This is a genomic window from Shewanella mangrovi (assembly GCF_000753795.1).
In the GTDB taxonomy this organism is placed as follows: domain Bacteria; phylum Pseudomonadota; class Gammaproteobacteria; order Enterobacterales; family Shewanellaceae; genus Shewanella; species Shewanella mangrovi.
Window position 1 is genome coordinate 509311 of sequence record NZ_JPEO01000001.1, and the last position, 12984, is coordinate 522294.

Below are 12984 nucleotides of genomic sequence, written 5' to 3' on the forward strand. Positions count from 1 at the left end.
GATGAAATTAGTCAGCGCAATCATCAAGCCATTCAAACTGGATGACGTTCGCGAAGCTATCGCGGCAATCGGGATTGAAGGCATGACAGTTACCGAAGTGAAAGGCTTTGGTCGACAAAAAGGGCATACCGAACTGTACCGTGGTGCAGAATACCAAGTGGATTTTCTGCCTAAGGTGAAGTTGGAAATTGCGACAAAAGCAGAAAACTTAGATCACCTGCTGGAAGCGATTACTAATGCTGCCCATACAGGCAAAATCGGTGACGGGAAAATTTTCGTGACAGATCTGGAACAAGTTATCCGTATTCGTACGGGTGAAACTGATTCTGAAGCGCTTTAAGGGGAAAGGGGATAATAACAATGGAAGAATTAACCAAATTGGGGACTACCGTTACAGAGCTTCGCTTTGCGCTGGACACCTTCTACTTCTTGGTGTCAGGGGCTCTGGTTATGTGGATGGCAGCAGGTTTTGCAATGCTTGAAGCCGGCTTGGTTCGTGCTAAAAATACCACTGAAATTCTGACTAAGAACTTCGTTCTATATGCAATTGCATGTGTGACCTTCCTGCTGGTGGGCTACAACATCATGTATGTAGACAACACTGAAGGTGGCTGGTTGCCATCATTTGGTGCCTTAATCGGCTCTCAAGCAGAAGGTGCCGATCATGCATTAGAATCTGACTTCTTCTTCCAAGTAGTGTTTGTAGCAACAGCTATGTCTGTAGTTTCAGGTGCTGTTGCTGAACGTATGAAGTTGTGGGCATTCTTGATCTTCAGCGTAATTTTGACTGCGGTACTTTACCCAATCGAAGGTTACTGGACTTGGGGTTCAGGCTTCCTGTCTGCAGCTGGTTTCTCTGACTTTGCTGGTAGTGGCATCGTACATATGGCGGGTGCTTCAGCAGCATTGGCTGGTGTACTGTTACTTGGCCCACGTAAAGGTAAATATGGTCCTAACGGCGAAATTAACCCAATTCAAGGTTGTAACCTGCCATTGGCAACGCTTGGTACCTTTATCCTGTGGTTCGGTTGGTTCGGCTTTAACGGTGGTTCACAGCTGATGGTATCTGATGCTGAAAACGCATCTGCGGTAGCAAAAGTATTTGTTAACACCAACTCTGCTGCGGCATTCGGTGCAGTGTCAGCGCTGATCGTATGTAAGATGGTATGGGGCAAAGCTGACCTGACTATGGTATTGAACGGTGCTTTGGCTGGTTTGGTGGCTATTACCGCTGACCCTGCAAGTCCATCATTGGTTATGGCGGGTATCGTAGGTTTGGTGGCTGGCGCTCTGGTGGTGTTCTCAATCGTTGCCTTCGACCGTTTGAAAATTGACGACCCAGTAGGTGCATGTTCTGTGCATGGTGTTGCCGGTCTGTTCGGTGTAATGGTGGTACCTGTATCTAACGCTGATGCGACCTTTGGTGCGCAAGCCTTGGGTGCTGTGACTATCTTCGCATGGATGTTCGGTACTTCACTGGTTATCTGGGCAATCCTGAAAGCGACTATGGGTATCCGTGTCTCTGAAGAAGAAGAGTATAACGGTGTAGACGCTTACGATTGTGGTGTTGATGCTTACCCAGAATTCGTTACTGTTAAAAACGCATAATAACAACGCAGTAATGTGAACAAAAACAGGGCTAATTAGCCCTGTTTTTTTATTCATAAACCAGTGAGTTGCAATTAACTTTTGGCTAACTGAGTCTGCAAAATCAGCGATATTGGTGACTTACGTATATTTAATTAAAAAGCCAATATCATTAGTGGATTCATATGTTGAAACTGTGTTTTAATAAACTTTGTTCAATAATTGCAACATATGTGTAAAAAGTATAAATTATAACTTTCGTGTCGTAGAATGTCAGAGGCTCATAGAAATCATGCTGTACCAGAATGATGATTTAAGAATTAACGAAGTAAAAGAACTATTACCCCCGATAGCCATTCTGGAACGATTTCCGGCAACCGCAGCAGCATCAGAAACCGTGTTTAACTCTCGCAAGAGTATCCACAATATACTCAAGGGAGCTGATGACCGTTTGCTCGTGATTATTGGGCCGTGCTCAATTCACGATCCTGAATCTGCTTTGGAATATGGCCGCCGTTTAAGTGTGCTGCGTGAAAAGTATCAGGATCAGCTGGAAGTGGTAATGCGGGTTTATTTCGAAAAACCTCGTACCACCGTCGGATGGAAGGGATTGATTAACGATCCTTACATGGATAAGAGTTTTGATATCAACGATGGCTTGCGTAAAGCGCGCCGTTTATTACTGCAAGTGAATGATGCTGGCATGCCAACTGCGGGTGAGTTTCTTGACATGATCACACCGCAATATTTGGCGGATCTCATGTGCTGGGGGGCTATTGGTGCACGCACGACAGAGTCACAGGTGCACCGTGAACTGGCATCAGGTTTATCGTGTCCTGTGGGCTTTAAAAATGGTACTGATGGCAATATTAAAATCGCGATTGATGCGATTGGGGCTGCCAGTGCATCTCACTACTTCCTGTCGGTAACAAAATTTGGTCATTCGGCAATTGTCTCAACCAAAGGGAATCAAGATTGCCACATCATTTTACGTGGTGGTAAAGCGCCGAATTACAGCGTTGAGCATGTACAAGAAACGAAAGCCAAGTTGAGTAAGTCTGGACTGCGTCCGAATATCATGATTGATTTCAGCCATGCTAACTCTAATAAGGACTACAAGCGTCAGATGGTTGTGGCTGAGGATATTTCTCAGCAAATGGCGGCCGGTGAAAACGCGATTTTTGGTGTCATGGTGGAGAGCCATCTGGTTGAAGGTCGTCAGGATCTTAAGCCTGGACAACCTCTGTGCTACGGTCAGAGTATTACCGATGCCTGTATTGGTTGGGATGATACAGAAACGCTATTGGCAACGCTGAATGATGCGGTGTTAGCGCGTAGACGAGCGACCAAATAAGCGTTCGTCGCAGACAAGTAAAAAGGCACCTTAGGGTGCCTTTGTTGTTTCTAGCTGTTGTTGCACATATTCATTGGCTTTTGCCAAACTGCCAAAACACGCGATGAGATTATTTTTTCCTTTTTCTCGAATTTCTGGCACGTTTGATTCGACCATCATCCACACCCAAGTCTGCACCAATGGCAGTGGTGGATGTTTACTTTTTGAATCCGGCATAAGGGGACCTTTCTTGCTTTAGTTATACAGATCTAGTTAGCTCCTGTCTTAGCTTTGATCAGTCCCTTGTTATCTGCTCAACTTAGATTACCAAAGAAAACTAGCCGACATAACCTCGTGAACGCTGCGAATGCTAAAAAAGTTGCAAAATGATACTGGGCCGTATGCGACATAGTCATTCGTTCCTTTATAAGGTTGATTTTTAGTGCAATATCGTGGTCAAGATTCAGGGAGGATTCAGCAACTGCTGGCTAGTATCTAATGACGCCACACAGAGAGAATCTGGAGAAGATATATGGACAATATTTCGTTGTTAGTCAGCTTGGAAGGCACACAACATCAGGTTACCACCGATTGGCGCAGTTTATCTGCCACCTTAACAAAACGTGGTTTGGATGAACTGCAATTGTCGCAGTTACACACCGAATTGCGCGCAGGACTTATCATTACTACACGAGGTTTGACGTTAGCAATGAAGTCAGAAAAGAAAATGGGTGGGATAAATTATGAAGCGCTTTATGCGTCGATTGATAAAACTGCCGTCGCTCACCATCCGCAATAATGCGGATGGTTAATCTTTTAGTCGTTTGAAGACGGGTCTTTCTCCCAGCCATCACAGAGCAGATTCTTACAGCCATCAACAGGGTTTATAGGCTTTAGACCGGTAATTTTACCGCTGCGATAACACAACATCTCACCTTCAATTTCGATCATGCGGCTGCAGCTCTTGCAGCTAAAGGATGCCTCTTTAACGCAGTCTGTGCCGGGCATCAGGCTCACGTAACTAGTTTTCATCCTTGCTCCTCTCAAATAAGAAAGTCTGTGACTTTGGCATTAAATATTACCATTTGTGTGATGCGGCGCACAATGTAACTTTCTATATTTTTGTAAGAGCACAAGTTTTTTAACGTTCCAGATGACGATAACTGTCGTCCAAAGCTTGACTGAAGCCGGTTTCGGTGACGATACGGATATGTCGTGGAGACAGTTCGCGAGGATCATTAATGCCGCAGGTGTGCGCTAACATTCCTAAATCGTGATGTAAAATTCGATTGTAGTTTGCCACTCTGACCGATTTATCTCGTGGGTCTAAGCCTTGCTGTAACTTTTTGTTGTGCGTGGTTATCCCTGTTGGGCAGGTATCTTTATTGCATTGCAGTGCTTGAATGCAACCAAGCGCGAACATGTTTCCTCTCGCTGAGGCGATAAAGTCAGCCCCCAGCGCCAGTGCCCATGCTACCCGCGACGGTGTGATTAACTTACCTGAGGCAATGACACGGACTCGGTTTTTCAATCCGTTTTGTTTAAGTAGTGCCACGACAATTGGCAAGCTTTCTTTTAGTGGCAGACCGACATAATCCATCAAAGGTTGTGGCGCTGCACCGGTACCACCTTCTGCTCCATCAATTGTAATAAAGTCGGGGGCGGATGCTGCACCGCGCTGGTTGATTTCAGCAAATAGTGCTGCAAGCCAATGTTGCTCACCGAGAACGAATTTGATTCCTGTCGGTTTGCCAGTGATGCGGCGCACCTTGTGGATCATATCGAGAATGTCGCCCACAGTTTGAAACTCAATATGGCCATTGGGGCTAATAGAATCTTGGCCGACAGGAATACCTCGGATTGTAGCAATCTCTTCGGTGACTTTAATGCCGGGCAAGATGCCACCTTTGCCAGGTTTAGCGCCTTGGCTCATCTTTATCTCAAACATCTTAATTTGAGGTTTAGCGGCTAGCTGACGTAGCTTTTTGTGGTCAAGATGACCTTTATCATTACGCACACCGTATTTTGCGGTACCGATTTGAAATACGATGTCGCAGTTCCCTTTTAGGTGATAAGGGCTTAAACCTCCTTCACCAGTATTGAGCCAGCAACCGGCCATCGCCGCACCGTGGGATAGGGCGGTAACGGCTGGTCGAGATAATGCACCGAAGCTCATGGCGGAAATATGGCAAATTCTGTCGGTGATGTAGGGGTGTTCGCAGAGCTCCCCAATGGTAATTGGCGCGGAGGCGACGCTTTCTCCTTCAACGTTGGGAAAGGCGGTATTAAGAAATAAAATAGATCCGTTTGCATCCAGCGGACGTGTCGAACCAAAGGCGATGGTGCGATCAACATTTTTAGCCGCGCGATACACCCAACTACGTTCGGCACGGTTGAACGGTAGCTCCTCGCGATCCATAGCAAAAAAGTACTGTCGAAAGAACTCACCCTGCTTTTCAAAAAAATAGCGAAACCTGCCGATAATTGGATAGTTGTGCCTTACGGCTTGGCGAGTTTGTAATCGGTCAGCGAGGTACATATAAAGCAGCAACAGAACTCCACAGCCAACGATAATTAAGAACAAGCTGGAAAAAAGTTCGAGTCCCCAAATAAACCACTGCGTATCAGTCATAAATTCTCCCTTAATTTTATGACGTTATCTTGCTATTCATCCCATTAGGTTAGTCTACATCATACGCATTTACGGGATATTTATTAAACAGCAACTAAACTTGTATAAATAATGGTCGATAAAATTGATCATATCTTCACAGCGGAGCATGGGTTATGGAAGTGCAAAATCATGGCTATCAGGTGTCGCAAGTTGCTAAAGACAAGACGGCTACCGTAGATGGTAACCACGGTAAAGCCGTTTCTGAAGTTGCCAGTAATAAAAGTATTCGCGCTCAGAGCCGCGACTTGATGAATGCTGCGGTATTGTCGGCGCAGGAAGATGTTGCTTTGAGTGCTGGCGATCAGCCTCTTGCATTGCTTTATCGCACGGCGTTGGAAGCCATTAATGAAGAGTTGAAACCAGCATTGGGTGATAATCCGCTACAAACCATTGCCACAAGCGGTGTGGATTATTCACCAGAAGCGACAGCGGGAAGAATTGTAGATTTTGCAACGCAGTTTTTTTCTGTTTATCAACAGCAAAATCAGCAATCTTCGTTTGAAGATCAGCTAAGCGGATTTATGGACATAATCGGTGGCGCCATCGATAAAGGCTTTGCCGAAGCGCGCGATATTCTCGATAAATTGAATGTGCTCAATGGAGATATTGCGGATGGCGTGGACACCACCTATGACTTCGTGCAGCAAGGGTTGCAGAAATTCCAGCAAGATTTGTTAGGCCCATCTGACGCTACTAGTAGCACTACTGAATAGCCAATTATCCGAACGGATAAAACCCCACTTTGTTGGGGTTTTATTTTTGCGCCAGCGAGTTAAGCTAAAGTGACTATGACGGGAGGAAATCTTATGTGGCAAAGTACCAACGTCATTGAGCGTATCGACTGGAATGAGCGGCTGTTTAGTCTCCGTTTATCGGCATCGCTACAATTTGAGGCCGGGCAGTTTGTTAAGTTGAGTTTGCCCGCTGAAGAGCGCCGTCTGGCGCGGGCTTATTCTTTGATTAACCCTCCTGGGACGAATTACAGCGAAGTTCTCGCCATGGAAGTGCCTGATGGTCAGCTTTCACCGCGATTACATCAACTACAAGCGGGGGATTGGGTCGATATCACCACCAGTGCAACGGGGTTTCTCACCTTATCTGAAATACCCGCTCAAGGGGAGCATCTGTGGATGTTAGCCACCGGAACGGGCGTCGGGCCTTTTTTATCGATATTGCAAGCGCCACAGGTATGGCAGCGCTTTAGCAAAGTCATTTTAATTTACGGTATTAGGCAAGCATCAGATCTCGCCTATCGGGAGTTAATTGGCCAGTTGCAAGTACAACATAAGCAGTTCCATTTTTTGTCGGCCATGACTCAAGAGTTGCATCCCGACAGTTTTGCCGGACGGATCACCACAGGCATAAGTTCTGGTGAGCTAGAGCAGATGCTGGGGATAGCGTTGTCGCCAGACCAGAGCCAGATAATGATGTGCGGCAATCCTGAAATGATTAAAGAATGTAACCTTCTACTTAGTGAACGAGGGTTTTCTAAAAATCTACGGCGCAAACCGGGGCAGATCACTACAGAAAAATATTGGTAACCAAGATCATGAAACTATTGTATTCAGCAGCGTCTCCCTATGCTCGAGCAGTACGCGTCGCATGGCGATATTTAAATCTTGCTGGTGTCAACGAGCAGCTGTGTGACCCGTTCGCTGATGATGCTGAGTTGCTGGAGGCCAATCCTCTGGGGAAAATTCCCTGCCTTATCACTGATGACGGTGCGGCTTTATATGACAGTGAAGTGATTCTGCGTTATCTGGATGCACAACCTCATCAAAATGGATCTCTATTTTTTAAAGCTAATGACTGGGAAGCCGCCACCCAGTTTTCGCTGTTGAAAGGAATCATGGACGCGGCTTTTGGGTTGCGTATGGAAGTACAAAGGTTTGAGCAACATTGTGGTTCGTCAAAATGGCTAATGCGTCACGAACAAGCTGTGTTGCGTTCATTAATGGAAGTTGAGCGCAGCGGTATGACGGCAACATCATTTGATGTGCGGCATATTATGCTTAAATGTGTGGTCGATTATTTAGATTTCCGTTGCCCAGAACTGAATTGGCGCAAAGTCGCGCCATCGATAGATTTATGCCAGAAAGCGCTATCGCAACAGCCATGCTTTGAGCAAACCGCGCCTGTCTGAGTCTCTGATTACGGAATATTGCAGGATTAACGAGCGTTATGATCCGTGGATGACAATCTTATCGCTTACACGTCTACCTCTTGGCTTTTTACGACGATTAACCTCACCAAAGGCACCGTAAAGGTCGTGGGTGATGCCATAATCTAATCGCCGGTCACTACCGGGCACGCGTCTATCTTCAAAATGCAGATAGCGGCAATGGCAAAAATCCTCATTGCAGTGTTTAAGCGGTAACGTCGGCGCATCGGCAGAAAGATAACGTTTACCCTCGATAGCAGCAGCGGCATCACAGCATTTTCCGTCGCTAGTAATACTTACAGCATGATAGGGGTTTCTGGCTTTGCCAGACGCTTTTTGCAATTTGGAACGTGAAGGCGCCAACAAATGCATAAATGCTAAGAACAGTACCAGTAGCACCGTTAGTAAAATCACCAGATTCATACCTTACGTCCCCAAGCTTGCGCGATAACCCATTTAAGTGTAGTGCAGCATTTATATGTTATTGGGCTAAATTAGCCTCGTTTTAGCGCATTTAAGGCTAGTTGCTTCTTTTTGAAATGTTTTATTACAGCAGCGTTGATCAACAAATCTTCACAATTATGCTACTTTTCGATGATTACCTTGTTAAAGCGGCAATCTGATGTTCGTTGTCAGCTTATGAAAGAGCATTCTTTGGGAGAAAACATGCGAGTTTGTTGCTGGGGCCTTAGCTCACTTTTCGTCGGTGCTCTATTTGTTACTACGTCGTTCGCTTATGACCGTGTCACCGGCGCTGCATTTGCCAGTCGCTCTGAGGTTTATGCCTCTCATGGCATGGCAGCTACCAGTCAGCCATTGGCAACCCAAGTCGCCTTGGATGTACTAAAGCAGGGAGGGAGTGCCGTCGATGCTGCGATAGCGGCTGATGCCATGCTTGGACTGGTTGAACCCACAGGAGCAGGTATCGGCGGTGACTTATTCGCAATTGTTTGGAGCGCTAAAGAGCAACAACTATACGGACTAAATGCGTCTGGCCGCAGCCCCAAATCGCTCACATTAGACATGTTGCAGAAGATGGGACTGAAATATTTGCCTCCGTACGGCCCTTTGCCGGTATCTGTGCCCGGAGCGGTAGATGGTTGGTACGAGCTACATAAAAAGTTTGGCAAGCTATCTATGTCGAAAAATCTGGCACCGACTATTGCGTACGCGCGTAATGGTTTTCCGGTATCGGAGTTAATCGCATATTACATGCAACGCAGTGCTAAGCGGTTAGGTAAATTTCCGGGGTTTAAAGAAACCTATATGCCGAATGGTGCAATGCCTAAAACGGGAGAAATTTTTAAAAACCCGGCGTTGGCTAATACACTGGAGAAAATTGCAAAAGGTGGACGTGACGTCTTCTATAAAGGTGATATTGCCAAAAGTATTGCGGCGTATATTAAGGCACAAGGGGGCTATCTTTCATACGAGGATTTAGCTTCACACCATAGTGAATGGGTTAAACCTGTGTCGGCTAATTACCGTGGTTATGATGTGTGGGAATTACCCCCTAACGGGCAGGGAATTGCGGCGTTGCAGATCCTCAAAACCATGGAACCATACGATCTTAAAGCGATGGGGCCGTTAAGTCCTGAATATGTCCACCTGTTTGTTGAAGCGAAAAAGCTCGCTTTTGCAGATCGGGCAAAATTTTATAGTGATCCTGACTTCAACAATATTCCGGTTAAGCAGCTGATATCTGAACAATACAACTATCAGCGAGCACAGCTAATTGATCGCGATAAAGCTGCCAAAAGTGTTGAGCCGGGTAATCCGAATTTACTGCATGGCGACACCGTCTACCTAACGACAGCGGATGCCGATGGCAATATGGTATCGCTGATCCAGAGTAATTACCGTGGTATGGGCTCTGGAATGACCCCGCCAGATTTGGGCTTTGTGTTGCAAGACCGTGGACAGCTGTTTGATCTGACGCCTGGCAAATTTAACAGCTATGCACCTGGAAAGCGGCCTTTCCATACGATTATTCCCGCGTTTGTGACGAAGAATGGTAAGCCTTGGCTGAGTTTTGGCGTGATGGGTGGTGCGACTCAACCACAAATGCATGCACAGATTCTGATCAATATCATTGATTTTGGTATGAATTTACAGGAAGCTGGCGATGCTCCGAGGATTTTACATACTGGCTCTACTCAACCAACGGGTGAGCAGATGGAAGACGGTGGCTACGTCAGCCTGGAAGCGGGCTTTCCGATGGAAACCCGTCGCGAGTTGATGAAAAAAGGACATATTCTGCGTGATTCACTTGGTGCCTTTGGTGGTTATCAAGCGATCGGCGTAGATGTCGATACAGGTGTTTACCGCGGAGCATCTGAAAGCCGCAAAGACGGTCAAGTTTCTGGATATTAAAATAAATTACGGCTTAACATTTGTCTGTGTAAGCGGATAATGTGGCCTAAATTTGATCTGCATTTAAAGGTATCTTGATGGATATTATCGATATGCCACGTGAACAGTTGGGAATTTGTGCAGAGGGTAATCTGCACAGCATCTATTTGATGTTTAACGTCGTTGAGGGTTCTGAGGCACAAATGCGTCCCTGTTTGGCTAGCATAGCTCAGCATATCTATGAGTTATCGGATCAATATGCAGATAGCGCATTTAATGGTTTTATTGCGGTTGGGGCCAATTATTGGGATAACCTCTATCCCGATGGACGACCAGCTTTACTAAGACCTTTCCCTGCGATGGAGGAGGGAAATCGCGATGCGCCCGCAATCGAGTACGATCTGTTTATTCACTTGCGTTGTGATCGGTTGGATATTCTACATCTAGTCGCCAATGACGTTTATGACATGCTAGAGGATTTGGCCGAACTGCAAGAGGAAGAACGTGGCTTCCGTTATATGGATAACCGCGATTTAACTGGTTTTGTTGATGGTACCGAAAACCCTAAGGGGCGTAACCGTCAGAAAGTGGCATTAGTCGGTGATGAAGATATGGCATTCCGCGGTGGAAGCTATATTCACGTGCAGAAATATGCCCACAACATGAAAAAGTGGCAACGTTTACCTCTGAAAAAGCAGGAAGATATTATCGGGCGCACCAAGCAAGATAATATCGAATATGAGTCTGATGAAAAGCCGTTGACCAGTCATATCAAACGGGTAAATCTGAAATATGACAATGGTGAATCAATGGAAATCCTGCGTCAAAGCATGCCCTACGGTGGTTTGAAACAACAAGGTCTAATGTTTATCTCAACTTGCCGAACACCGCTGCATTTTGAAAAAATGCTTGCTAGCATGATCCACGGAGATGGTGGAGGCCACCATGACCATATGTTGCACTTTACCCAAGCCGTGAGTGGGTCATCATTTTTTGCGCCTTCTCTAGACTTTCTCATGCAATATAATGACTAATAGCATCTCTAGAAAATAAAAAAACGCACTTCAAGGTGCGTTTTTTTATCGGCATAACTCAGCTTATTCGCTGTAGTTAAAAAGTGACTTCACTGTTTCTAAGGTGTCATCAATCTGCTTAATGTTAGCCGGACAGATAAAAATCGTATCGTCACCGGCAATGGTGCCCAGTATGCCTTCCGGCTTACCAATGGAATCCAATAACCGCGCGATCAGTTGGGCAGCGCCTGGACTGGTACGAACAACAATCATCGCCTGATTGTGATCGACATCGAGCACCAGATTTTTAAGTGGGCTGCCGGCCGTGGGAACACCTAATTCGGCAGGTAAGCAGTACACCATTTCTTGTTTGGCATTGCGGGTCCGAACCGCCCCGAATTTACTGAGCATACGTGACACTTTTGACTGATTGATGTTGTTGAAGCCTTCAGTCTGTAGTGCACTAACGATTTCCCCTTGAGAACCAAATCGTTCCTCTTTCAATAGTGCTTTGAATGTCTTGATAAGATCATCCTGGCTTTTTGCTGTTTTCATTCTGTTATCTTTTCCAGGTATTCATTTAGACAGCGCCATACTGCATATTTTTCAAAATAGTGTCAACGAATAGTCAGATTGAGTGAATAATAATGCATATTTAGGCTGTAAGCTTTTGTAGACATGTCGATTTGTAACTATTGAATCCCGTTTCAAACTAGTGATCTACCCTATGACTAAGGGATAATTGCGGCTTTTGTGATCATGATTTAAATTCACAACACACTAAAGTTGGATCTACATCACAAAAAAGTCCGATGATTGACGGAGTAATACTATGAAAGTTGCCGTACTTGGTGCCGCCGGTGGTATTGGCCAGGCTCTAGCACTTTTGCTGAAGACCCAATTACCTGCTGGTTCTCAGCTGTCTTTGTATGATATCGCCCCAGTTACTCCTGGTGTTGCGGTAGATTTAAGTCATATTCCCACTGCAGTTGAAATTAAGGGATTTTCTGGAGAGGATCCTTCGCCAGCGCTAGTCGGCGCTGACGTTGTATTGATTTCTGCAGGCGTGGCGCGTAAACCGGGTATGGATCGCTCTGATCTGTTCAACATTAATGCGGGCATTGTGCGTAACTTGATTGAGAAAGTCGCTGCAACTTGTCCCAAAGCATTAATTGGTATTATTACCAATCCTGTGAACACCACTGTAGCCATTGCTGCGGAAGTACTTAAAAAAGCGGGTGTTTACGATAAAAACCGCTTATTTGGTGTGACCACTCTCGATGTCATCCGTTCTGAGACCTTTATTGCTGAACTTAAAGGACTCGATGTAAAGGATGTGAAAGTGAGCGTCATTGGCGGTCATAGCGGCGTCACGATTCTGCCGTTATTGTCTCAAGTAGCAGGTGTCAGCTTCAAGGATGAAGAAGTGGCAGCCCTGACTAAACGTATCCAAAATGCGGGTACTGAAGTGGTTGAAGCCAAAGCCGGCGGAGGCAGTGCTACCTTGTCAATGGGACAAGCAGCTTGTCGATTTGGGCTTTCTCTGGTGCGCGGGCTGCTCGGCGAAGAAAATGTCATCGAATGTGCTTATGTTGATGGTGGTAGTGAGCATGCTCCACTATTTGCACAACCAGTACTTCTGGGTAAGAACGGTATTGAGAAAGTGCTGCCTTATGGTGAGTTGAGTGCTTTTGAAGCGCAAGCGCGTGACAGTATGCTGGACACGCTGAATGCTGATATTCAGTTAGGTGTTGATTTCGTTAAATAAGACTTAGTAAATCAATCGTACCTATTAAAAAGCGGAGCCTATGCTCCGCTTCTTACTTGGACGTAATTGTGGCTAATGTTGTAGCGCCGCAATTAA

General features: G+C 45.8%; 15 protein-coding genes. 10 read left to right on the forward strand and 5 right to left on the reverse strand.

The genetic code is table 11. The features are described from left to right. Position 1: 1 nt before the first annotated feature. From glnK to aroG, 3 genes are all read left to right on the forward strand, one after another. Positions 2 to 340, forward strand: coding sequence for a P-II family nitrogen regulator (gene glnK, locus HR45_RS02035; RefSeq protein ID WP_037439174.1), 339 nt, complete (start codon positions 2 to 4; stop codon positions 338 to 340). Between the two features lie 20 nt (positions 341 to 360). Further along, the gene (locus tag HR45_RS02040) at positions 361 to 1608 is read left to right on the forward strand and encodes an ammonium transporter (protein ID WP_037439176.1); all 1248 of its coding nucleotides are present in this window, start codon (positions 361 to 363) and stop codon (positions 1606 to 1608) included. A 271-nt stretch (positions 1609 to 1879) separates the two neighbouring features. Next, complete coding sequence (gene aroG, locus HR45_RS02045; RefSeq protein WP_037439178.1) at positions 1880 to 2941, forward strand: 3-deoxy-7-phosphoheptulonate synthase AroG; 1062 nt, start codon at positions 1880 to 1882, stop codon at positions 2939 to 2941. Between the two features lie 30 nt (positions 2942 to 2971). Here the strand turns inward: aroG and HR45_RS02050 are convergent, their stop codons facing one another. Next, positions 2972 to 3157, reverse strand: coding sequence for a hypothetical protein (locus tag HR45_RS02050; protein ID WP_037439180.1), 186 nt, complete (start codon positions 3155 to 3157; stop codon positions 2972 to 2974). 295 nt (positions 3158 to 3452) lie between these two features. Between HR45_RS02050 and HR45_RS02055 the strand changes: the two genes are divergently transcribed. Further along, positions 3453 to 3719 carry a hypothetical protein gene (locus tag HR45_RS02055; protein ID WP_052074423.1) on the forward strand — a complete coding sequence of 89 codons (267 nt, stop codon included), beginning with the start codon at positions 3453 to 3455 and terminating at the stop codon, positions 3717 to 3719. Positions 3720 to 3736: 17 nt separating this feature from the next. Here the strand turns inward: HR45_RS02055 and HR45_RS02060 are convergent, their stop codons facing one another. Together HR45_RS02060 and HR45_RS02065 are read right to left on the reverse strand one after the other, a co-directional pair. Continuing rightward, the gene (locus tag HR45_RS02060; protein WP_037439187.1) at positions 3737 to 3952 is read right to left on the reverse strand and encodes a hypothetical protein; all 216 of its coding nucleotides are present in this window, start codon (positions 3950 to 3952) and stop codon (positions 3737 to 3739) included. Positions 3953 to 4061: 109 nt separating this feature from the next. Next, positions 4062 to 5552: an FMN-binding glutamate synthase family protein gene (locus HR45_RS02065; RefSeq protein ID WP_037439189.1), complete on the reverse strand. Its 1491-nt coding sequence runs from the start codon at positions 5550 to 5552 to the stop codon at positions 4062 to 4064. A gap of 155 nt (positions 5553 to 5707) precedes the next feature. On the opposite strand from HR45_RS02065, the gene HR45_RS02070 reads away from it, so the two are divergent. The 3 genes from HR45_RS02070 to HR45_RS02080 all read left to right on the forward strand — a co-directional run bounded on the left by HR45_RS02070 (position 5708) and on the right by HR45_RS02080 (position 7737). Continuing rightward, the gene (locus tag HR45_RS02070; RefSeq protein ID WP_037439191.1) at positions 5708 to 6307 is read left to right on the forward strand and encodes a DUF5610 domain-containing protein; all 600 of its coding nucleotides are present in this window, start codon (positions 5708 to 5710) and stop codon (positions 6305 to 6307) included. A 93-nt stretch (positions 6308 to 6400) separates the two neighbouring features. Further along, a complete protein-coding gene (locus tag HR45_RS02075; RefSeq protein WP_037439193.1) occupies positions 6401 to 7135 on the forward strand; it encodes a ferredoxin--NADP reductase in 735 nt (244 codons plus the stop codon). Between the two features lie 8 nt (positions 7136 to 7143). Then, positions 7144 to 7737 (forward strand): glutathione S-transferase N-terminal domain-containing protein, encoded by a 594-nt coding sequence (locus HR45_RS02080; protein ID WP_037439435.1) that lies wholly within the window; start codon positions 7144 to 7146, stop codon positions 7735 to 7737. 36 nt (positions 7738 to 7773) lie between these two features. Here the strand turns inward: HR45_RS02080 and HR45_RS02085 are convergent, their stop codons facing one another. After that, complete coding sequence (locus tag HR45_RS02085) at positions 7774 to 8178, reverse strand: hypothetical protein (protein ID WP_037439194.1); 405 nt, start codon at positions 8176 to 8178, stop codon at positions 7774 to 7776. 243 nt (positions 8179 to 8421) lie between these two features. Here HR45_RS02085 and ggt point away from each other — a divergent pair, with 243 nt between their 5' ends. Together ggt and HR45_RS02095 are read left to right on the forward strand one after the other, a co-directional pair. Beyond that, a complete protein-coding gene (gene ggt / locus HR45_RS02090) occupies positions 8422 to 10128 on the forward strand; it encodes a gamma-glutamyltransferase (RefSeq protein ID WP_037439437.1) in 1707 nt (568 codons plus the stop codon). Positions 10129 to 10205: 77 nt separating this feature from the next. Continuing rightward, entirely contained in the window at positions 10206 to 11141 is a 936-nt protein-coding gene (locus HR45_RS02095) for a Dyp-type peroxidase (protein WP_037439196.1), read from the forward strand. Positions 11142 to 11204: 63 nt separating this feature from the next. Here the strand turns inward: HR45_RS02095 and argR are convergent, their stop codons facing one another. Beyond that, positions 11205 to 11675 carry a transcriptional regulator ArgR gene (argR, locus tag HR45_RS02100; protein WP_037439199.1) on the reverse strand — a complete coding sequence of 157 codons (471 nt, stop codon included), beginning with the start codon at positions 11673 to 11675 and terminating at the stop codon, positions 11205 to 11207. A gap of 277 nt (positions 11676 to 11952) precedes the next feature. Between argR and mdh the strand changes: the two genes are divergently transcribed. After that, a complete protein-coding gene (gene mdh, locus HR45_RS02105; protein ID WP_037439200.1) occupies positions 11953 to 12888 on the forward strand; it encodes a malate dehydrogenase in 936 nt (311 codons plus the stop codon). Positions 12889 to 12984 lie beyond the last annotated feature (96 nt).